Source organism: Mesorhizobium sp. CA14 (genome assembly GCF_020165195.1).
Taxonomy (GTDB): Bacteria; Pseudomonadota; Alphaproteobacteria; order Rhizobiales; family Rhizobiaceae; genus Mesorhizobium.
In genome coordinates this window covers 352,809-374,596 of sequence record NZ_JAIUHR010000002.1, presented here as the reverse complement: position 1 = coordinate 374,596, position 21,788 = coordinate 352,809, and the positions used below count along the sequence as shown (strand labels likewise).

At 64.2% G+C, this 21,788-nt stretch carries 20 protein-coding genes; 19 read left to right on the top strand and 1 reads right to left on the bottom strand.

What is annotated here, in order from left to right; genetic code table 11:
* The first annotated feature begins 82 nt into the window (after positions 1-82).
* The 8 genes from recR to LB565_RS03940 all read left to right on the top strand — a co-directional run bounded on the left by recR (position 83) and on the right by LB565_RS03940 (position 9,288).
* Positions 83-688 (top strand): recombination mediator RecR, encoded by a 606-nt coding sequence (gene recR, locus LB565_RS03975; RefSeq protein ID WP_224514127.1) that lies wholly within the window; start codon positions 83-85, stop codon positions 686-688.
* Positions 689-872: 184 nt separating this feature from the next.
* Entirely contained in the window at positions 873-2,150 is a 1,278-nt protein-coding gene (locus LB565_RS03970) for a lytic murein transglycosylase (RefSeq protein ID WP_224581852.1), read from the top strand.
* A 269-nt stretch (positions 2,151-2,419) separates the two neighbouring features.
* The gene (locus tag LB565_RS03965; RefSeq protein WP_411970603.1) at positions 2,420-4,057 is read left to right on the top strand and encodes an ABC transporter substrate-binding protein; all 1,638 of its coding nucleotides are present in this window, start codon (positions 2,420-2,422) and stop codon (positions 4,055-4,057) included.
* 15 nt (positions 4,058-4,072) lie between these two features.
* On the top strand, positions 4,073-5,140 hold the full coding sequence (locus LB565_RS03960; RefSeq protein WP_224581851.1) for an ABC transporter permease: 1,068 nt from the start codon (positions 4,073-4,075) through the stop codon (positions 5,138-5,140).
* A 196-nt stretch (positions 5,141-5,336) separates the two neighbouring features.
* Positions 5,337-6,257, top strand: a complete 921-nt coding sequence (nikC, locus tag LB565_RS03955; protein WP_224581850.1) for a nickel transporter permease — start codon at positions 5,337-5,339, stop codon at positions 6,255-6,257.
* A gap of 10 nt (positions 6,258-6,267) precedes the next feature.
* A complete protein-coding gene (locus tag LB565_RS03950; protein ID WP_224581849.1) occupies positions 6,268-7,104 on the top strand; it encodes an ABC transporter ATP-binding protein in 837 nt (278 codons plus the stop codon).
* Complete coding sequence (locus LB565_RS03945; RefSeq protein ID WP_224581848.1) at positions 7,101-7,847, top strand: ABC transporter ATP-binding protein; 747 nt, start codon at positions 7,101-7,103, stop codon at positions 7,845-7,847. Before LB565_RS03950 ends, LB565_RS03945 begins: the two co-directional genes overlap by 4 nt.
* A gap of 163 nt (positions 7,848-8,010) precedes the next feature.
* Positions 8,011-9,288, top strand: a complete 1,278-nt coding sequence (locus tag LB565_RS03940) for a 4-aminobutyrate--2-oxoglutarate transaminase (RefSeq protein WP_224581847.1) — start codon at positions 8,011-8,013, stop codon at positions 9,286-9,288.
* A 10-nt stretch (positions 9,289-9,298) separates the two neighbouring features.
* Here LB565_RS03940 and LB565_RS03935 read toward each other — a convergent pair whose 3' ends face one another.
* Positions 9,299-10,552, bottom strand: coding sequence for an NAD(P)/FAD-dependent oxidoreductase (locus tag LB565_RS03935; RefSeq protein ID WP_224581846.1), 1,254 nt, complete (start codon positions 10,550-10,552; stop codon positions 9,299-9,301).
* A gap of 414 nt (positions 10,553-10,966) precedes the next feature.
* On the opposite strand from LB565_RS03935, the gene LB565_RS03930 reads away from it, so the two are divergent.
* The 11 genes from LB565_RS03930 to LB565_RS03880 all read left to right on the top strand — a co-directional run bounded on the left by LB565_RS03930 (position 10,967) and on the right by LB565_RS03880 (position 21,783).
* Entirely contained in the window at positions 10,967-12,256 is a 1,290-nt protein-coding gene (locus LB565_RS03930; protein WP_224581845.1) for an imelysin family protein, read from the top strand.
* A gap of 100 nt (positions 12,257-12,356) precedes the next feature.
* Entirely contained in the window at positions 12,357-12,668 is a 312-nt protein-coding gene (locus LB565_RS03925) for a (2Fe-2S)-binding protein (RefSeq protein WP_224581844.1), read from the top strand.
* Positions 12,634-13,119: a bacterioferritin gene (gene bfr / locus LB565_RS03920; protein WP_224581843.1), complete on the top strand. Its 486-nt coding sequence runs from the start codon at positions 12,634-12,636 to the stop codon at positions 13,117-13,119. The genes LB565_RS03925 and bfr overlap by 35 nt, the downstream gene beginning before the upstream one ends.
* Before the next feature lie 129 nt (positions 13,120-13,248).
* On the top strand, positions 13,249-14,733 hold the full coding sequence (locus LB565_RS03915) for a di-heme oxidoredictase family protein (protein ID WP_411970606.1): 1,485 nt from the start codon (positions 13,249-13,251) through the stop codon (positions 14,731-14,733).
* A complete protein-coding gene (locus LB565_RS03910) occupies positions 14,733-15,806 on the top strand; it encodes an imelysin family protein (protein ID WP_224581841.1) in 1,074 nt (357 codons plus the stop codon). The genes LB565_RS03915 and LB565_RS03910 overlap by 1 nt, the downstream gene beginning before the upstream one ends.
* 4 nt (positions 15,807-15,810) lie before the next feature.
* Positions 15,811-16,917, top strand: coding sequence for a DUF1513 domain-containing protein (locus LB565_RS03905; RefSeq protein WP_224581840.1), 1,107 nt, complete (start codon positions 15,811-15,813; stop codon positions 16,915-16,917).
* A gap of 126 nt (positions 16,918-17,043) precedes the next feature.
* Positions 17,044-17,802: a tRNA (adenosine(37)-N6)-threonylcarbamoyltransferase complex dimerization subunit type 1 TsaB gene (gene tsaB, locus LB565_RS03900; protein WP_224581839.1), complete on the top strand. Its 759-nt coding sequence runs from the start codon at positions 17,044-17,046 to the stop codon at positions 17,800-17,802.
* Entirely contained in the window at positions 17,802-18,296 is a 495-nt protein-coding gene (locus tag LB565_RS03895) for a GNAT family N-acetyltransferase (RefSeq protein ID WP_224581838.1), read from the top strand. Before tsaB ends, LB565_RS03895 begins: the two co-directional genes overlap by 1 nt.
* Positions 18,297-18,422: 126 nt before the next feature.
* Positions 18,423-19,223 (top strand): lysophospholipid acyltransferase family protein, encoded by an 801-nt coding sequence (locus LB565_RS03890; RefSeq protein WP_224581837.1) that lies wholly within the window; start codon positions 18,423-18,425, stop codon positions 19,221-19,223.
* Between the two features lie 73 nt (positions 19,224-19,296).
* A complete protein-coding gene (gene miaB, locus LB565_RS03885; protein WP_224581836.1) occupies positions 19,297-20,706 on the top strand; it encodes a tRNA (N6-isopentenyl adenosine(37)-C2)-methylthiotransferase MiaB in 1,410 nt (469 codons plus the stop codon).
* Positions 20,707-20,790: 84 nt separating this feature from the next.
* Complete coding sequence (locus tag LB565_RS03880; RefSeq protein WP_224514303.1) at positions 20,791-21,783, top strand: PhoH family protein; 993 nt, start codon at positions 20,791-20,793, stop codon at positions 21,781-21,783.
* The last annotated feature ends 5 nt before the right edge of the window (positions 21,784-21,788 follow it).

Below are 21,788 nucleotides of genomic sequence, written 5' to 3'. Positions count from 1 at the left end.
ACTGATCCATCTTTTCGCTTGCACGCAATTCCGGACGGAAAACCGCTTCGCACTTTTCCTGGAATTGCTCTAGATCAGGGCGATGTCGAAGAGAATCGCCGGTCCGGAAATCGAACGCCTGATCCAGCTCCTGGCCAAGGTGCCGGGGCTAGGGCCGCGCTCGGCGCGGCGTGCCGCGCTTCATCTCATCAAGAAGAAGGAACAGCTGCTCGAGCCTTTGGCCGCCGCGATGGGCGAGGCGGTCGACAAGGTGCGCATTTGCTCGACCTGCGGCAATGTCGATACCTCCGATCCTTGCATGATCTGCACCGATCCGCGCCGCGACGCCGGCACACTGATCGTCGTCGAGGACGTCTCGGACCTTTGGGCGCTCGAGCGCGCGGCGGCGATGAACGTGCGCTACCATGTGCTCGGCGGCACGCTGTCGCCGCTCGACGGCATCGGCCCCGACCAGCTCAACATCCGCTCGCTGGTCGACCGGATCGCCGGCGGCGAGGTGAAGGAAGTCATCCTTGCCGTCAACGCCACGGTCGAGGGACAGACGACGGCGCATTATTTGACCGACCAACTGTCGGGGTTCGAGGTCAAGGTGACGCGGCTCGCGCACGGCGTGCCGGTGGGCGGTGAGCTCGATTACCTCGATGAAGGCACGCTGGCCGCGGCGCTACGATCGAGGACGGCGTTTTGAGGGGGAGGTATTGGTGACAGGCGTTTTTCCTGGAAAGGTCACACTCTGTCACACCCCCCTCTGCCCTACCGGGCATCTCCCCCGCAAGGGGGGAGATTGGCAGTTTCTTCGCCGGTGCTTTTCTCCCCACGTTGGCGATTGGCGAAAGCCTGCGCGGCATCTGATCTCCCCCCTAGAGGGGGAGATGTCCGGCAGGACAGAGGGGGGCGCGAAGCAACGCGGCTTCTACGGATTGGCCGTCACGATTTTCGTTGTAATCGTCATAGCTCTCGGCGTTTCGACCCCCTCCCACGCCGCCCCCATCGATGACCAGTTCCAGGCCTGGCTTCAAACCGACCTCTGGCCCGAAGCCAAGTCCAAAGGCATCTCCAAGAAGACCTTCGACGAGGCCTTCCTCGGCGTGAAGCCGAACCTGAAACTGCCCGATCTCGTCATGCCCGGCGAGAAGCCGACGACGCCGCAGAAGCAGCACCAGGCCGAGTTCGGCCCACCTGCCGACTATTTCGGCGAGAAGATCATCCGCGCCGTCACCTCGGGCGGGCGCACACGCGAGGGCGCCAACGCCCGGGTGCTCGGGCTGATCGAGAAGCGCTACGGCGTGCCGGGCGAGATCGTGCTGGCGATCTGGGGTCGCGAGACCGGCTTCGGCGCGGCCAAGATGCCTTACGACGCTTTCGAGGTGCTGGGCACCAAGGCGTTCATGTCGACGAAGAAGGATTTCTTCCGCACCGAGGTGCTGGCGGCGCTCGAAATCGTTGAGCGCGGACTGGCGCCGGTCAATTCGATGAAATCGTCCTGGGCCGGCGCGCTCGGCCAGCCGCAATTCATGCCGACCTCCTTCTTGAAGCACGCCGTCGACTTCGATGGCGACGGCCGGCCCGACATCTGGAACTCGACGCCCGACGTGCTCGCTTCGATCGCCAACTACCTCGTCCATTACGGCTGGGTGCGGGGGCGCGGCTGGGGGACCGAGGTGACGGTTCCAGCAAATATCTCCTGCTCTCTCGAAGGACCCGACCAGGGCAAGAAGATCGCCGATTGGGTTACAATGGGCATCAGGCGCGTCGACGGCAAGGCGTTTGCGGCGAGCGAATTGAAGGCCGAGGGTTTCCTGCTGATGCCGGCCGGGCGCAGCGGTCCGGCCTTCGTCGTCACGCCGAACTTCTATGTGCTGAAGCAATACAACAACAGCGATCTCTACGGCCTGTTCATCGGCCATGCCGCCGACCGCATCGCCAAGGGCGACGCCGCCTTTGTCGGCGGCTGGGGCGCGATCGGCGATCTCCACCGCTCCGATATCGCCGCTCTGCAGCGGGCGCTGGAGGACAAGGGCTACGATGTCGGCAGCGCCGACGGCCTGCCCGGCTTCAAGACCCGCCGTTCGATCGGCGTCTGGCAGGCAAAGAACGGCAAGCCCGCCACCTGCTTTCCCGATGCGGGTTTGGTCGCGCAGTTGAAATAGCGGCTGCCGTCCCAATGGACGGACCTGATAATTTTTTGCGGACTAGCGGCTTCAATTAGCCGGCGCATGGGTCGACTCTTGCGGCTCGTCTGGTCCCCCGATATAGCGTCTCGCAAAATGTCCGTTGCCGGTTCGAGAACCGCTGAATAGGGTGTTGACCAACTGGACAAAAAACACGACGGTAAGCGGTCAAAGCCGCAGCCGGCCTTGCAAAGAACAATACAGCCCTGAGCCGGGAACTCAGGTCAACAAGACAGGGAACGATCACCATGATGCTGGAAAAATTTGCCCTCCGCTCGCGCGCCTTGCTTGCGGGCGCCGCGCTGTCCGCGCTGCTCGTAGCGCCCGCTTTCGCGGTCACGCCCGCCGATACGCTGGTCGAGGGCTTTGCCATCGACGACATCATCTCGATGGACCCCGGCGAAGCGTTCGAGTTGTCGACGGCCGAAGTCACCGGCAACACCTATGATCTGCTGGTCCGGCTCGACCTCAGCGACACCTCCAAGGTCAAGGGCGACCTTGCCGAGAGCTGGACCGTTTCCGATGACGGACTGACCTACACTTTCAAGCTGAAGCCCGGCATGAAATTCGCATCCGGCAATCCGATCACCGCGGCCGATGTCGCCTATTCCTTCGAACGCGCCATCAAGCTCGACAAGAGCCCCGCTTTCATCATCAACCAGTTCGGCATCACCGGCGACAATGTCACCGAAAAGGCCAAGGCCGTCGACGACAGCACCTTCCAGTTCGTGGTCGACAAGGCCTATGCGCCGAGCTTCGTGCTCAACTGTCTGTCGGCCACCGTTGCGTCGGTCGTCGATGCGAAGCTGGTCAAGGAACATGTCGCCGCCGTCAAGCCGAGCGCCGACTACAAATGGGACAACGACTTCGGCAATGCCTGGCTGAAGACCGGCTATGCCGGCTCGGGCCCCTACAAGCTGCGCGAGTGGCGCGCCAACGAGGCCGTCGTGCTGGAGCGCAACGACAATTACAATGGCGAGAAGGCCAAGCTCGCCCGCGTCATCTACCGCAACATGAAGGAAAGCTCGGCGCAGCGCCTGGCGCTTGAAGCCGGCGATATCGACGTTGCCCGCAATCTCGAGCCGAACGATCTCGACGCCATCGCCAAGAACGCCGATCTCACCACCACCAGCGCGCCGAAAGGCACCGTCTACTACATCAGCCTCAACCAGAAGAACCCGACGCTCGCCAAACCCGAGGTTCGGCAGGCGTTCAAATATCTGGTCGATTACGACGCGTTGAGCACCACCATCCTCAAGGGTATCGGCGAGATCCATCAGTCCTTCCTGCCCAAGGGCGACCTCGGCGCCATCGATGACAATCCCTTCAAGCTCGACGTCGCTAAGGCCAAGGAGCTTCTGGCCAAAGCCGGGGTGCCTGATGGCTTCAAGGTAACGATGGACGTGCGCACCGGCCAGCCGACCACCGGCATGGCGGAATCGATCCAGCAGACGCTCGGCCAGGCCGGCATCAGGCTGGAGATCATTCCGGGCGATGGTAAGCAGACGCTGACCAAATACCGTGCCCGCAACCACGATATTTACATCGGCAACTGGGGCCAGGACTATTTTGATCCGAACTCCAACGCCCAAACCTTTGCCTCGAACCCGGACAATTCCGACAATGCCAAGATCAAGACGCTGGCTTGGCGCAATGCCTGGGACATTCCTGACCTGACCAAGGAAACCGAGGCGGCATTGCTGGAGAAGGATGCGGCTAAGCGCGCCGATATGTACAAGGATCTGCAGCAGAAGATCATGGACACCAGCCCCTTCGTCATCATCCACCAGCAGCTGGAAGTGGCGGGGCTGCGCAAGAACCTTCAGGGTTTCAAGCTCGGCCCGAGCTTCGACACCAACTTCGTCTGGGCGGTGTCGAAGCAGTAACCCCGGGCGCCGCGCGTGAGCGTAGCTGAAAACCAGGCGGCGGCCGGGCGCGGTAGCGCCCGCGCCGTCGCCATCGTGTCGTCGCTCGGCCGCTTCCTGGTCGTCGCGGTGACGACCTATCTCGGTCTGCTCGCGGTGACCTTTTTCATCGGCCGGGTCATTCCGATCGATCCGGTGCTGGCCGTTCTGGGCGACCGGGCGCCGACGGCCGTCGTCGAGCGCACGCGACGCGAGATGGGCCTCGATCTGCCCTGGATCGAGCAGTTCTACCTCTATGTCAAAGCTGCGCTGAGGGGCGACTTCGGCACGTCGGTGCTGACCACCAATCCGGTGATGTCCGATATCCGCCGCGTTTTCCCGGCGACCATCGAGCTGGCGACGCTGGGCACGTTCATCGGCGCCGTCATCGGCGTGCCGCTTGGTGTGCTGGCCGCCGTCAAGCGCGGCAGCCTGATCGATCAGGTCGCCCGCATCGTCGGCCTCATCGGCTATTCCGTGCCGATCTTCTGGCTGGGGCTGCTCGGGCTGGTGCTGTTCTACGCCAAGCTGCAATGGATCGCCTTCCCGGCGCGGCTCGATGTCGTTTACGAATACACCTTCACGCCGATCACCGGCTTCTATCTGCTCGACGCCGCGATCCAGGGGCAATGGGATGTCTTCTACGATGCCTGGCGCCACATTGTCCTGCCGGCCGCGCTGCTTGGCTACCTGTCGCTCGCCTATATCAGCCGCATGACGCGTTCGTTCATGCTGAACGAATTGGCGCAGGAATATATCGTCGCGGCGCGCGCTAAGGGCCTGTCGGAGAGGCGTATCATCTGGGGCCACGCGCTGCGCAACGCCGCCGTGCCGATGGTGACGGTGATCGCGCTTTCCTACGCCAACCTGCTCGAAGGCTCGGTGCTGACCGAGACCGTCTTTTCCTGGCCGGGCATCGGCCTCTACATCACCAACTCGCTGCAGAATGCCGACATGAACGCCGTGCTCGGCGGCACCATTGCCATCGGCTCGGTCTTCATCGCCATCAACCTTTTCTCCGATCTGCTCTACCGGCTGCTCGATCCAAGGACGAAGACCGGATGATCAGAGCTATTGCCGTTTTGACCTTGGCCGCGGCCAACCGCCCCCGCTTCGGCCCTTCCGGCCGCCTCTCCTCGTGCCCGGGGGAGAGGAAAAGCTGGCTGAACGCATGGCTCCTTTCTTCTCCCCCATCGAACGGGGGAGAGGTGGTCTGCGAAGCAGACCGGAGTGGGGATCGACAGCTTCACGAGTCACCTTCATGACCGCCTCCGTTGTCCTCTCCCGTCGCGAATGGCTGCTCAGCGACCGGCCGGCCTCGCGCCTGCAGGCAAGGCTCGGCCGCGCCTATGTCGCCTGGCGGCGCTTCTCCGCCAATCGCTTGGCGCTGATCGGTATGCTGATCATCATCGCGCTGCTGGTGGTCGCCGCGTTTGCCGACGTGCTGACGCCCTATTCGCCGACCGTTGGTGATCTCAAGAACGCCCGCCTGCTGCCGCCCGGCGCCGCGCACTGGTTCGGCACCGACGACCTCGGCCGCGACATCTACTCGCGGGTCGTCTACGGCGCGCGCTGGACACTCTATGTGGTGATCCTCGTCGCCATTATCGCCGCGCCCATCGGCCTGCTGGTCGGCACGATCGCCGGTTATGCCGGCGGCTGGACCGACACGATCCTGATGCGCATCACCGATATCTTCCTCGCCTTTCCGAAGCTGGTTCTTGCGCTGGCTTTCGTGGCGGCGCTCGGCCCCGGCATCGAGAACGCCGTGCTGGCGATCGCCATCACCTCCTGGCCGCCTTACGCGCGCATCGCCCGCGCCGAAACGCTGACAGTGCGCAACTCCGACTACATCAAGGCGGTGCAATTGATGGGCGCCTCGCCCTTCCGCATCGTGCTGCGCCACATCATGCCGCTCTGCATCTCCTCGCTGATCATCCGCGTCACGCTCGACATGGCGGGCATCATCCTGACCGCTGCCGGCCTTGGCTTTCTCGGCCTCGGTGCCCAGCCGCCGCTGCCCGAATGGGGCGCGATGATCGCGTCCGGCCGCCGCTTCATCCTCGACCAGTGGTGGGTCGCCGCAGCCCCAGGCGCGGCCATCCTCATCGTCAGCCTCGGCTTCAACCTGCTCGGCGATGGCCTGCGCGACGCACTTGACCCCCGGAGCGGCGACCAATGAGTGGCGATCAATGAGCGACACGCTCCTCGAAGTCGACGATCTGCGCGTCACCTTTCCGACCCGTACCGGTCTCGTTCAGGCCGTGCGCGGCGTCTCCTTCTCACTCGGACGCGAGCGTCTCGGCATTGTCGGCGAGAGCGGCTCCGGCAAATCGCAGACTGGCCGCGCCATCATGGGCGTCACCCCGCCGCAGGCCGAGGTGTCGGCGAAGAAGCTCGCCTTCGACGGCATGGACTTGCTTTCCATGTCGCCGCGTGAACGCCGGGCGCTGCGGGGAAGCCGCATCGCCATGATCCTGCAGGATCCGAAATATTCGCTCGATCCGGTCATGACCATCGGCCGCCAGATCGTCGAGACGCTGCGCACGCATGAAAAAGTCTCCAAGGCCGAGGCGCGCGAGCGCGCTCTAGCTATGCTGCAGGCGGTGCAGATCCGCGATCCGGCCCGCGTCTTCGACCTTTACCCGCACGAGGTCTCGGGCGGCATGGGCCAGCGCGCCATGATCGCCATGATGCTGGTCACCGGACCGGAGCTGATGATCGCCGACGAGCCGACCTCGGCGCTCGACGTCACGGTGCAGCTCGACGTTCTCAAGATACTTGACAAGCTCGTCGCCGAGCGCGGCATGGGGCTGATCTTCATCTCGCACGATCTGCGCCTGGTTTCGTCCTTCTGCGACCGCGTCGTCGTCATGTATGCCGGCAAGATCGTCGAGCAGATCAAGGCTTCGGAGCTGCGCGACGCTCAGCACCCTTACACGCGCGGCCTGCTCAACTGCATGCCGAGGATCGGCTTCGAGCGCCATCCGCTGCCGGTTCTCGACCGCAAGCCGGAGTGGGCGGCATGACGGCTTCCATCACTGTCGAAGGGCTGGAGGTGGTCTTCGACCGCTTTCGCGCGCTGAAGGGCGTCAGTCTCGAAGTCAGCGAAGGCGAATCCTATGGCCTCGTCGGCGAAAGCGGTTCGGGCAAGTCGACGCTGCTGAGAGCCATCACCGGCCTCGCGCCGGTTTCCGCTGGCACCGTTACCGTCAATGGCAAGACGCTCGGCAAAACCCGCGACAAGGCGTTTTATCGCGAGGTGCAGATGGTCTTTCAGGATCCCTACGGCTCGCTGCATCCGCGCCAGACGGTCGACCGCCTGCTGCAGGAGCCATTGGCCATCCACGGCATCGCCGACGGCGAGAAGCGCATCGAGCGCGCGCTGGACGAGGTCGGGCTTGGCAAGGGCTTCCGCTTCCGTTACGCGCACCAGCTCTCCGGCGGCCAGCGCCAGCGCGTGGCGATCGCCCGTGCGCTGATCCTGGAACCCTCGATCCTGCTGCTCGACGAGCCGACCTCGGCGCTGGACGCCTCGGTGCAGGCGGAGGTGCTGAACCTGCTGGAAGAGGTGCGGCGGCGCCGCAAGCTCACCTTCCTGATGGTCAGCCACGACCTCGCCATCATCACCCATATGTGCGAGCGGCTGATGGTGATGCAGAACGGTGAGGCGGTGGAGACGCTGACCGCAAGCCAGCTGATCGGGCATCGGGTGAGCGAGGATTATACGCGGAATTTGCTGAGGGCGAGTGAGGGGTTTGTGAGGGCGTAATATTCCGCCCGAACGGTGCGCCGGCTGAGGAGCACTTCGCCCACCGCTAGGCCCAATCGACTGGGCCACGTGCCGACTTGAGGAAAACGTGAAATAAGGTCAGAAGGTTTTCGATCAACGGAACAGGTGCGATCCCGGACAGGGATGCCCGATGAGGGACGATATGAAGAATTCAGCCATTTCCGAACGCAAGAACCAGTCGATCTCGCGCGGCGTCGGCATGACGACGCAGATCTACGCCGATCGCGCCGAGAATTCGGAAATCTGGGATGTCGAAGGCCGCCGTTACATCGACTTCTCGTCCGGCATCGCCGTCGTCAACACCGGCCATCGCCACCCGAAGGTGATCGAGGCGGTCAAGGTGCAGCTCGACCGCTTCACCCACACCTGCCACCAAGTCGTACCTTATGAAAGCTACGTGCATCTCGCCGAGCGCCTGAACGGCATGCTGCCCGGAAAATTCGACAAGAAGACCGTGTTCGTCACCACCGGCGCCGAGGCGGTCGAGAACGCCATCAAGATCGCCCGCAACGCCACCGGCCGTCAGGCGGTCATCGCCTTTTCCGGCGGCTTTCACGGCCGCACTTTCATGGGCATGGCGCTGACCGGCAAGGTCGTGCCCTATAAGGTCGGATTCGGCGCCATGCCCGCCGATGTCTTCCACGCCCCGTTCCCGGTGGCGCTGCATGGCGTGTCGGTCGCCGATTCGCTTGCCGCGCTCGACAAGCTGTTCAAGGCCGATGTCGATCCGGGCCGCGTTGCCGCCATCATCGTCGAGCCGGTTCAGGGCGAGGGCGGCTTCTACGAGGCGCCGCGCGATTTCATGGCAGCACTGCGCAAGATCTGCGACCAGCACGGTATCCTGCTGGTCGCCGACGAGGTGCAGACCGGCTTTGCCCGTACCGGCAAGATGTTCGCCATGGATCATCATGATGTGGCGCCCGATCTCACCACCATGGCCAAGAGCCTCGCCGGCGGCTTCCCGCTGTCGGCCGTCACCGGCCGCGCCGAGATCATGGACGCGCCCGGCCCTGGCGGGCTCGGCGGCACCTATGGCGGCAGCCCGATCGGCGTTGCCGCCGCGCACGCCGTGCTCGACGTCATCGAGGAAGAAAAGCTCTGCGACCGCGCCAATGCGCTGGGCGCCAGGCTGAAGCAGCGGCTGGTTTCGATCCGCGAGGACGTGCCGGAGATCGTCGACATCCGCGGTCCGGGCTTCATGAACGCCGTCGAATTCAACGACGTGAAGAAGGGGCTGCCCTCGGCGGAGTTCGCCAACGCGGTCAGGCTGAAGGCGCTGGACAAGGGCCTCATCCTGCTCACCTGCGGCGTCTACGGCAACGTCATCCGCTTCCTGTCGCCGATCACCATCCAGGACGGCGTCATGACCGAGGCGCTGGATATCCTGGAGACCTCGATCCGCGAGGCGCGGGCCGCCTGAAGGTGGCGTCCTAGCCCGTCGCCCTCGCCGGTTCGTCCTGATTGAAGGCCGCAAGGGCTGCCTTCAGTGCATCCGGCCCGCCTGCCACGGTTTGCGGCGTCGGCGAGAAGCCGGCGCCGAGCATCTTGCGGCCAAGCATATGGTCGGCCGGGCGGTTGACGGATTCGATGCCGAGCAGCCGGTTGCCCGCATAGTGGTAGATCGAGAACTTGTTCTCGGCGAGATCGCCCAGCACGACATGGTGATCGCCGCCTTGGGTCAGGCCCACCATCTGCAGCTTCATGTCGCCGATATCCGACCAGAACCACGGTACGGCCGAGAAGGGCTCGGCATGGCCGAGGACGGTGCGCGCGGCAAGCCTGGCCTGGTCGGTGGCGTTCTGCACCGATTCCAGCCGCACGTCGCCTCCGGTGAACCAGTGCCGGTAGGAGGCCGCGTCGCCGATGGCGAGGATTTCGGGAATAGAGCTCTGCATATGCTGGTCGACGCGGATGCCGTTGCCGGTAGCCAGGCCGGCGGCTTCAGCCAGTTCGACATTGGGCACCACGCCGATGCCGATGATCACCATCTGCGCTGGCAGGCGTTCGCCGCCTGACGTGATCGCGGCCGAGACGCGATCGCCTTCGCCCTCCAGGCGGGCAATGGTGGTGCCGGTCAGGATGCGCACGCCGATCGTTTCCAGGCGCTGGCGCATATGCGCGGCGATGATCGGCGCGACGGCGCGGCCGAGCAGCCGGTCGACCGCCTCGACGACGGAGACGTTGCGGCCGGCGGCCCTTAGCGTCGCCGCGATCTCCAGCCCGATGAAGCCGCCGCCGAGAATGACCACGTCTTCGCTTTGCGCGCTGAACTCGCGGATCAGGCGCGCATCGGCCAGCGAGCGCAGGGAGACCACGCCGGCAAGGCCGGCGCCGTCGAGCTTGAGCAGGCGCGGTCGCGAGCCGGTCGCAAGCACCAGCCGGTCGAAGGCAAGCGTTCCACCGCCTGCGACATTCAACCGGCTCGCGCGGGCATCGATGCGGTCGATGCGCACGCCCGGCCGGTAATCAATGTTGTTGCCAGTGTAGAAGGCTTCGCCGCGCAAGGGCTGCGGCTTGGCCTCGGCGTCCTTGATGAAGGTCTTGGAGAGCGGCGGCTTGTGATAGGGCAGTTCCTGCTCGTCGCCGAGCAGCACGACAGGCCCTTCATAGCCCTCTTCGCGCAGGCTGGCGGCGGCCTGCACGCCGGCATGGCCCGCACCGACAATCACAACCCCGTTCGTCATCGCAATCCTTTTGGTCAGCAAATCTAGCCTCTTGCGCCAGGTGGCGATTGTCTGCAGCCGCCGCAAGAACCGCGGATCGGGTCGCACCCAGAATGGCTGTCTGTCAATCGGGCCAGCGAGGCAGTCCTGGCTTAAAAGTTGATATTTGTAGTTTAGAATAATTCTAAACTATTGTTTCAATTGAATATTTTGTGCCGAACCAGTTGACTCCCGGCGTCTCCATCGCTTTATGGGGAGCTGCGCGCAAAGCGCATTCCTTTGATGTCTGGGCCTTGAACCCTTTCGATTGGAGGCAATTGGGTGTCTTTTTATCGCGAACCGCGCATCGGCGCGGCCACCATTTTTCCCGGCATGCTCATGCCTCTGCGGGGGTGGACGCCTTTTATTGAATTTCCAAAGAACTGGAGACGGATGATGACGGCACGTAATGGCGGCAGGCTGGCTGCGATCTGCGCCACGGCTGCACTGACGGCGGCGGTGTTCGTGTTGCCGGCGAAAGCCGAGACGGACGCCAAAGCGGTGATCAAGACCTATGCCGACATCGCTTTGGCCAAATACGAGGATTCGCTGACCACTGCGCAGGCGCTGGACAAGGCGGTGGATGCGCTCGTCGCCAGCCCCTCGGCCGACACGTTGAACGCCGCGCGCGAAGCCTGGAAGGCCGCGCGCATTCCTTACCAGCAGACCGAAGTCTACCGCTTCGGCAACAAGATCGTCGACGACTGGGAAGGCAAGGTGAATTCCTGGCCGCTGGATGAGGGCCTGATCGACTATGTCGCCAAGAGTTACGGCACCGAGTCGGATGAGAACGCGCTCTATACGGCCAACGTCATCGCCAACAAGGAAATCGAGATCAACGGCAAGAAGGTCGATGCCTCGAAGCTGACGCCCGAGTTCCTGTCCGGCACGCTGCAGGAGGCCGGCGACGTCGAAGCCAATGTCGCGACCGGCTATCACGCCATCGAATTCCTGCTGTGGGGCCAGGACCTGCATGGCACCGGCCCTGGCGCGGGCGAGCGGCCTTATACGGATTACGACCTCAAGAACTGCACGGGCGGCAATTGCGACCGCCGCGCCGAATATCTGAAATCGGCAAGCGACCTTCTGGTGTCTGACCTGCAGGAAATGGTCGGCAACTGGAAGGAGGATGGCGCGGCGCGCAAGAACCTCACCGACGGCGATGCGAATGCCGGCATCTCCATCATCTTCACCGGCATGGGCTCGCTCTCCTATGGCGAACTGGCCGGCGAGCGCATGAAGCTCGGCCTGTTGCTGCACGATCCGGAAGAGGAGCACGACTGCTTCTCCGACAACACCTACATCTCGCATCTCTATGACGCGGTCGGCATCCGCGACGCCTACCATGCCAGATACAAGCGGCTCGACGGCTCCGTGGTTTCGGGCCCGTCAGTGTCCGACATGGTGAAGGCGACCGATCCGGCGATCGACAAAGAGCTGTCGGGCAAGCTCGACACCACCGTCGCCAAGATGGAGGCCATCCAGGCGCGTGCTCTTGCCGGCGAGGCCTATGACCAGCAGATCGCCGAGGGCAACACCGAAGGCAACGCCACCGTGCAGGCGGCGATCGACGCCCTGATCGATCAGACCAAGTCGATCGAGCGCGCCGTCGGCTCGCTCAAGCTGAACCAGATCGCTTTCGAGGGTTCCGACAGCCTCGACGCGCCCGACAAGGTATTCAAGTAAGATCGGGCGTGATCCCAAAACCGGTTTTTGGACAAGATCATGCTCAATTGAGAAACCAGCCAAGCGGCGCCGGAACGGCGCCGTCAGCCAGAGCAAGTAGATGCTGATCTGCCATTGCAACATCATTACCGAAAAGGAGATCGAGCAGACGATCGTCGGCCTGCTGGATCAGGATCCCTGGCAGCTGATCGTGCCCGCGAAGGTCTACCACGCGATGGCCAAGCGCGGTCGCTGTTGCGGCTGTTTCCCAAATGTGGTGGAAACGATCATTCGGGTCACCGAGAATTACCACACCCGCTCAGAGGTGGGGGGCGTGGACATCGTTTCACACCTGGATCGCGTGCGAGGCTTGCGCGGCCAATACGGGAGCAGAACCCATGAAAGGCGAACCGCAGGTCATCGAGCGGCTTAATGAAGCCCTGTTTCTGGAGCTTGGGGCCGTCAACCAGTACTGGGTGCATTATCGTCTGCTCGAGGATTGGGGCTACACCAAGCTGGCAAAGAAGGAGCGGGCGGAATCGATCGAGGAAATGCATCACGCCGACCGGCTGATCGCGCGCATCATCTTCCTCGAAGGCCACCCGAACCTGCAGTCCGTCGCGCCGTTGCGCATCGGCCAGAACGTCAAGGAAGTGCTCGAATCCGATCTCGCCGGCGAATATGACGCGCGCACCGCCTACAAGCGCTCGCGCGAGATCTGCCAGGACGAAGGCGATTTCGTTTCGATGAAGCTGTTCGAGGATCTTTTGACCGACGAAGAAGGACATATCGATTTCCTGGAAACGCAGCTCGACCTGCTTGCCTCGATCGGCGAGGAAAAATACGGCCAGCTCAATGCCGACTCGGCCAACGAGGCGGAGTAAGGACATGCGGGAATGCGGCGCCCCGTAGATTTTTCGCGCCGCGCGTGGCGGGCCGGGATTCACCGCTTGCCGTCCCAGACGACCCCGCGATACCGGATTGGTCGCGGAGCATGGCTTTTGCTGGCGATCATGCTTTCCGCATCGGCCTTAGCCGGTGAGCCCGCCGCCCTGCCGACAAGCCGCGCCGATCTGACGCCGAAGGATCAGGCGCGGGTTCTGGCCGTCACCAGGCCGACGGCCGATTTCACCAGGCCGGAGCCGTTCGAGCTGATGCAGGGTGGCGCCGGCACCTCGCGCAAGGACGCCAACCGCGATGCCTTCTCGCAATCCTCTGCCAATATCACCTTCGAGGAAGAAGGAACCTTCAAGCTCGGCAACGCGCTGTTTCGCAAGAACTGGGTGTCGTCGCCGTCCTCTACCCAGGCTTCGGACGGGCTCGGCCCGCTGTTCAACGAACGCGCCTGCCAGAACTGCCATCTGAAGGATGGCCGCGGGCGTCCTCCGGAGGGCGATGCCGGATCGACATCGATGTTCCTGCGGTTGGCGCGCGACGCCGGCAGCGCCGAGGAAAAGGCAGCGCTTGCCGACCACAAGCTGCTGAATTTTCCGGACCCGGTCTATGGCGCGCAATTGCAGGACCTTGCGGTTCCAGGCCTCAAAGGCGAAGGCCGGATGCGCGTCGATTACCAGGAGCAAAAAGTTACGCTCGGCGACGGCACCGTCGTTTCACTGCGCAAGCCGCGCTATACGATCGAGAATCTCGGCTACGGCCCGCTCGATCCGCGCACCACGTTGTCGCCGCGCCTGACGCCGCCGATGATCGGGCTGGGCCTGATCGAGCAGATCGCGCCGGCCGATATCCTCGCCCATGCCGATCCGGACGACCGCGACGGCGACGGCATTTCGGGCCGGCCGAACATCGTGCGCGATGCGTTGAGTGGCGCGGTGACCTTGGGCCGCTTCGGCTGGAAGGCACAGACCGCCTCGATCCGCCAGCAAGCGGCCGATGCCTTTGCCGGCGATATAGGCATCTCGACGTCGGAAATGCCGAAGCATTGGGGCGATTGCACCGAGGCGCAGAAGGATTGCCTTGCCATGCCGAACGGGGTGCAGCAACGCCTTGGCGCGGCCGAAGCGCCGCCGCCGGTGATGGACCTCGTCACCTTCTATTCGCAGAACCTGGCCGTGCCAGCGCGGCGCAATATTGGCAAACCTGACGTGCTGGCCGGCAAAAAACAGCTCTACGAGATGGGCTGCATTGCCTGCCACACGCCGAAATTCGTCACCATGCGCGGCACGCCCAACAAGGCGCAGGCCTTCCAGCTGATCTGGCCCTATTCCGACTTCCTATTGCACGACATGGGCGAAGGTCTTGCCGATGGGCAGCGCGTTGGCGAAGCGAGCGGCAGCGAATGGCGCACCCCGCCGCTCTGGGGCATCGGGCTCACCGCGACCGTCAACGGCAATGCTTTCTATCTGCATGACGCTCGCGCCCGCACGCTTGCCGAGGCGATCCTGTGGCATGGCGGCGAGGGCCAGAAGGCGCGCGACCGTTTCGCCGGCGCCGGCGCGGCCGATCGCGACGCGCTGATAAAATTCCTGGAGTCCCTATGATGTCGAAACGCATGGCCCTTGCTCTTCCGTTCCTTCTGGCAGCTGCGCTGCCGGCATCGGCCACGGTCAAGGCTTCCGATGTCATCGGTCGCGCCATCGACGGTTTCGTCCGCCCCGCCTACGCCAGCCTCGGCGAACATGCGGCGGGCCTCACCAAGGCGATGCACCGGCTTTGCGAAACGCCGTCCGGCCAAAACCTCGAAGCGGCGCGCTCGGCGTTTTCAGGCACCGTTGAGGCCTGGTCGGTGGCCGAGATCATCGCCTTCGGACCGATCAAGGAGAACAACCGGCTGGAGCGCATGCTCTATTGGCCGGACCGCAAGAGCATCGGCCTGAGGCAAGTGCAGGCCACGCTCGCATCGAAGGATGCTTCCGCCACCGATCCGGCGCAACTGGCGCAAAAGAGCGTCGCCATGCAGGGCCTAGGCGCGCTCGAATATGTGCTCTACGGCGACGGCGCCGAAACCCTTGCCGGGAAAGACGATCCTTACCGCTGCGCCTATGGCGCGGCGGTTGCCGGCAACATCGAAACGATGGCGGGCGAGGTGCGCGACGCCTGGCAAAAGCCCGACGGCTTTGCGTCGCTCTGGGCCAATCCGGGGCCGAAGAGCCCGCTCTACCGCGACGGCAACGAAGCGGTGACGGAACTGGTCGGCGTCTTCATCAACGAGCTGGAAATGATCCGCGACGTGCGGCTCAAGGGATTTCTCGGCGCGAAACCCGATGCCGACAAGCCGAAGCAGGCGATCTACTGGCGCTCGCAGAACACGACGGCCTCGCTGGCCGGAAATCTGTCCGGCATCGACCAGCTGTTCCAAGCCTCCAGGCTCGGCGACGCTCTGCCGGCCGATGCGCAATGGATGGCAGAGTCCATCCACATCCAGCTCGCCAACGGCGTGACGACAGCGAAATCCGTTGCCGGTCCGATCGACAAGGCCCTCGCCGACCCCGCGCTGCGCGGCAAGCTCGAGCATTTCGCGCTGATCACTTCCAGCCTGTCGACCTTGATCGGCACCAGGATGACCGCGGAGTTCGGCCTGACCGCGGGCTTTTCGTCGCTGGATGGGGATTGATGCCGTGAGAACCGCCCTCATCGACCGCCGCGATTTCCTGCGAGCCGCGGGCGCGGGCTTCGCAGCCGTGATGGCGCCGCGCGCCTGGGCCGACACGCTTGCCGCGGATGCGGTGTTTGCCACGGCGTTCGTCAAGCGCGACGGCAGCTTCGGCGCCGCCGTGCTCTCCGAGGCGGGGAAAATCCTGCACACGGTCGATCTGCCCGACCGTGGCCACGACGTCACTTTCGATCCGGTGTCGAAGCGCTCGGTGGTCTTTGCCCGCCAGCCCGGCACCTTTGCCGTGGTCTTCGACCATGCCGGCCGCGACAAGCCGCTGACCATCGCCAGCATCGCCGGCCGGCATTTCTTCGGCCATGGCGTGTTCTCGCCCGACGGCGCCTTGCTCTATGCGACGGAGAACGATTTCGACAGCGCGGCAGGTGTCGTGGGTGTCTATGACGCGCGGGAGAAATTCAATCGCGTCGGCGAGTTCCCGACCTACGGCATGGGCCCGCATGAGTTGCTCCTGCTCGGCGACGGCCGCACATTAGCCATCGCTAATGGTGGCATCGAAACCCATCCCGATTTCGGCCGCGCCGAACTCAACATCGCGACGATGAAGCCGTCCTATACGCTGGTCGACCGCGTCACCGGCGACCTGATCGAAAAGCACGAATTACCGCCGGCGCTGCATCAGCTGTCGATCCGCCACATGGATCGCGACCAGGCGGGCACCGTCTGGTTCGGCTGCCAATATCGCGGGCCGGCGACCGACCGCCCGGCCCTGGTCGGCCGTGCCGCGCGCGGCAAGGAGCTCGAGCTCCTGGAGATGCCGCAGGACGTGCTCTCAGGCTTCCGCAATTATATCGGCTCGGTCGCCGCCAACGCCGCCACCGGCACCGTCGCCGTCACCTCGCCGGAGGGCAATTCGCTGGCCGTCCTCGACGCCGCCAGCGGGTGCGTGGTCGCGACCAAATCGCTGGTCGAGGTCTGCGGCCTCGCGCCCGACGGTGCCGGCTTCATGGCGACGACCGGCGCCGGCGAGATCGTCGGCGGCGCCGGCGCCATCCGCTCCGAACCGGACTATGTCTGGGACAACCACATGCTGCGCATTGTCGCGACGGCGTGATCGCCGCGCGTGGAAGCAAAGCCGCATAACATTTCTCGACCCTGGCCCTTGCGGCGGCCGCCTATGCCGGGCAGAGGGAATTGTGTTTCGATCCAATTCTTTAACCGGCCGTATGAAGCTGCCTAAATGAAACTGCTCGCCATCGATTGCGCTGCCAATCTCTGCGCCGCTTGCGTCTACGACGCAAGCGCGGGGAAGGAGCTTGGCCGCGAGGTGCGCGACCTCGGCAAGGGGCATGCCGAGCATCTGATGGCCGTTATCGAAACGGCCTTGCAAGCCGGCGGGATCGGCTATCCTGACCTTGACGCCATTACCGTCTCGGTCGGGCCCGGTTCCTTCACCGGCCTGCGTGTCGGCGTCTCGACCGCGCGCGGCCTGGCGCTGGCGCTGAAAATCCCGGCGATCGGCGTGACGACCCTGGAAGCTCTGGCGGCGGAGGGGGCAAATGGCTTTCCCGGGCGCGCGGTGCTTGCCGCGCTCGACGCCGGCCGTGAGGAAATCCATGCCGCGCTCTACGATAAAGCGTTAGCGCTAGCTTACGGACCTTCCGTAGTCGCGCTTTCCGAGGCGACGACCATGGCAATCTACGCCGAAGCGGTCCTGGTCGGCACCGCCGCGCCGCAGATTGCCGAGGCGGCGGGCCGTGCCTTCGACACCGGCCCGGTCGCCGCCACTGCCGACATCGCGACCTATGCCAGGCTGGCCTCGATCAGGGAACCGGGCGAAAAGCCCAAGCCGCTCTATCTGCGCGGCGCCGACGCCAAGCCGCAGGCGGGCTTCATTCTTCCAAGGCGGGCCCCCAAGGGTCCGAAGGCAGACAATGATCCCAAAAAGCGGAACCCGGTTTTTGGAAAAGATCATGGTCCAAAGGGAAAAGGCTCCTGATGCGCATACCGTTCTTTCAGCCGCGCCGCAGGGAATATGCCTTGGAACCGCTGACGGTTGCCGACAGCGCCGCCATCTCGGAGCTGCATCGCGAGGATTTCGTGCGGCCCTGGACCGATGGCGAATTCGCAGCGCTGCTCGGACAGGACACCGTGTTCGGCTATGCGGCGCGCGAAACCGGCCAAGGCGCCAAGCCTCCGGTCGGCTTCGTGCTGGCGCGGCTCGCGGCCGGCGAGGGTGAGATCCTGACCGTGGCCGTCGCCCGTAGCCATCGCCGCCAGGGCCTTGGCTGGCAATTGATGGACGCCGTACTGCGCGAGCTTCATGCACAACGCGCCGAAGCGCTCTTCCTCGAGGTCGACGAGACCAATGCTCCGGCGATCGGCCTCTACCGCAGGCTTGGCTTCGTCCAGGTCGGCCATCGCCCGAACTATTACCGTTCGACCGAGCACGGCCCGACCGGCGCGCTTGTCATGCGCCGCGATCTTCGCTAGCCACAGTCGCGCATGACCCCGAAAATCGGCTCCGATTTTCGGAAAGGATCATGCGCCAAGCGGGAGTGTTACAGCGTCCTTTGCGCGCCTAAGGCGCGCGGCGCTGTAATGTTGGGGCCGGAGCGAATGATCAAGAAATTACGGATTTTCCTGGCGCTCGGCTATGTCGTCGTCTGTTCACTGGTGCTGGTGCCGCTGCAGATCCTGTCGATGAAGACGGGGCTCTGGCCCGAGACCTTCATCCTGAAAATCTGGCACCGCATGATCCTGAGCGCGCTGGGCATGCGGGTGCATGTGAAGGGCGCGCTGGCCAGGGAACGACCGCTGCTGGTCGCGGCCAACCATATCTCCTGGACCGACATCATGGTGCTCGGCTCCTTCGTAGATGTGAAGTTCATCGCTAGGGCCGACATGGAAGGCTGGCCGCTGATCGGCATGCTGTCCAAGCTGCAGCGCACCGTCTACATCGAGCGCGAGCGAAAGCGCACCTCCGGCGACCAGGCAAGCGAGATCGCCAAAAGGATGGCAAAAGGCGACGCCATGGTGCTGTTCGCCGAAGGCTCGACCGGGGACGGCAACCTCGTGCTGCCGTTCAAGAGCACGCTGTTCGGCGCGGCCTCGATGGCGATTTCGGAAGGCGCCGCGGAACAGGTCTTCATCCAGCCCGTGGCGATCGCCTATACGCGTCTGCACGGCATGCCGATGGGCCGCCGTCATCGGCCGATGTCCGCCTGGATCGGCGATCAGGATCTGATGCCGCATCTGAAGATCCTGCTCGCCGAAGGCGCGCTCGATGCCGAGGTGCATTTCGGCGAGCCGGTGCCGTTCTCCAAGGGCTCGAACCGCAAGGAAACGGCAAGGCTGATGGAAGCCAAGGTGCGTCAAATGATGCATGCTATCCTGGCCGAGCCGGCCAAGAGCCGGTGAGTCCGGACTGCACGACGCGTCACAAGGCAGAATCGTCTGTTTTTTGTCACGGAAAGGCGCTAGAAGCCGCCCGATGGAATTGAACACGATTGAAAGCCACGGCATCGGCGCTGCCGCCGAGCACTCGGCCGACACCGACCGGACGGCGAAAAAGGTCTTCGTCAAGACCTATGGCTGCCAGATGAACGTCTACGATTCCCAGCGCATGACCGATGCGCTGGCGGCCGACGGCTATGTCGCCACCGACGCCGTCGAAGACGCCGACCTGGTGCTGCTCAACACCTGTCATATCCGCGAAAAGGCGGCGGAAAAGGTCTATTCCGAGCTTGGCCGTATCCGCGACATGAAAGCCGAGCGCGCCGAGGCGGGCCGCGAGCTTCTGATCGGCGTCGCCGGCTGCGTAGCGCAAGCCGAGGGCGCCGAGATCATCCGCCGCGCCCCTGCGGTCGATTTGGTCATCGGGCCGCAGACCTATCACCGGCTGCCCGACGTGCTGGCAAGGGTCCGTGGCGGCGAGAAGATCGTCGAGACCGAATACGCCATCGAGGACAAGTTCGAGTATCTGCCGCAGCCGAAGCGCGCCGAACTTGCCAGGCGCGGCGTCACCGCCTTCCTCACGGTTCAGGAAGGCTGCGACAAGTTCTGCACCTTCTGCGTGGTGCCCTACACGCGCGGCTCCGAGGTCTCGCGCCCGGTGGCGCAGATCGTCGCCGAGGCCGAGCGCCTGGCCGAGGCCGGCGTGCGCGAAGTGACCCTGCTCGGCCAGAACGTCAACGCCTGGCACGGCGTCGGCGAAAACGGCGAGGAATGGGGCCTCGGCCGTCTGCTGTTCCGGCTTGCGGAAATCCCCGGCCTGGCGCGGCTGCGCTACACCACCAGCCATCCGCGCGACATGGATGACGAATTGATCGCCGCGCATCGTGACCTGCCCGCCTTGATGCCCTATCTGCATTTGCCGGTGCAGTCGGGATCCGATCGGATTTTGAAGGCAATGAACCGCAGGCACACGGCACTTGACTACCTGGCGCTCATCGAGCGCATCCGCGCTGCGCGCCCCGACATCGCCATGTCCGGCGACTTCATCGTCGGCTTCCCCGGCGAGACGGACGAGGATTTCGAAGCGACGCTGAAGCTGGTGCGCGAGGTGAACTATGCCTCGGCTTTCTCGTTCAAATACTCGCCACGCCCCGGCACACCGGGCGCCGAAATGCACGGCCATGTCTCGGAAACGGTGAAGGACGAGCGGCTGCAGCGCCTGCAGGCGCTGATCAACGAGCAGCAGCGGAATTTCATCGCCGGCCTGGTCGGCCGCACCGTCAGCACGCTGATCGAGAAGCCCGGCCGCCGTGCCGGCCAGATCGTCGGCCGCTCGCCATGGCTGAACCCGGTTATTGTTGACGACAACGCCGGTGGAATCGGTGACATTATTGACGTACGAATCACGAAGACAGGCCCCAACAGCCTGTTCGCCGAACTGGCCTGACGGGCCTCGGCAGATGAGGAGAGACGGTTGAGCGCTGCTGAACTGAAGAATCCGCCCCAGAACCAGGCGTCCGGGGCTTCCGACATGGCGCACATCGTACTGACCTTCGACAACAACAAGCTTGCCAGCGCCCTTTACGGTCAGTTCGACGAGAATCTGGCCCGGCTCGAGCAGAAGCTCGGCGTGGACATCCGCTCGCGCGGCAACCAGCTTGCGATCAAGGGCTCGGCTTCGGCCGCCGAACAGGCGCGCCGCGCGCTGGATACGCTCTACGGCATCCTGCAGAAGGGCGTCGACATCGGCCAGTCGGACGTCGACGGCGCCGTACGCATGGCGATTGCCGCCGACGACCAGCTGACACTGCCGACCCTGGAGCGCAAGGGCAAGGTTTCGGCCGCGCAGATCTCGACGCGCAAGAAGACGATCTACGCCCGCTCGCTCACCCAGGACGCCTATATGCGGGCGCTGGAGCGCTCGGAAATGGTCTTCGGCATCGGCCCTGCCGGCACCGGCAAGACCTATCTGGCGGTGGCGCATGCGGCGATGCTGCTCGAGCGCGGCATGGTCGAGCGCATCGTGCTGTCGCGCCCCGCCGTCGAGGCCGGCGAGCGGCTGGGCTTCCTGCCCGGCGACATGAAGGAGAAAGTCGACCCCTATCTGCGGCCCCTCTATGACGCGCTCTACGACATGATGCCGGCCGACAAGGTCGAGCGGGCGATCGCCGCCGAAGTAATCGAGATCGCGCCGCTGGCCTTCATGCGTGGCCGCACGCTGGCGCATGCGGCGGTGATTCTCGACGAGGCGCAGAACACAACGCCGATGCAGATGAAGATGTTTCTGACCCGCCTCGGCGAGAACTCGCGCATGATCGTCACCGGCGATCCGACTCAGATCGATCTGCCGCCCAACACCAAGTCGGGCCTGGTCGAGGCGCTGCGCATCCTCGACGGCGTGCCTGGCATCGTCACCGTCCGCTTCAACGAGGGCGACGTGGTGCGTCACCCGCTGGTCGCTGAAATCGTCAAGGCCTATGACCGCGACGGCAAGCTGGCGCGAGGCTTGGGCGCCGAAAGCTGATCAAA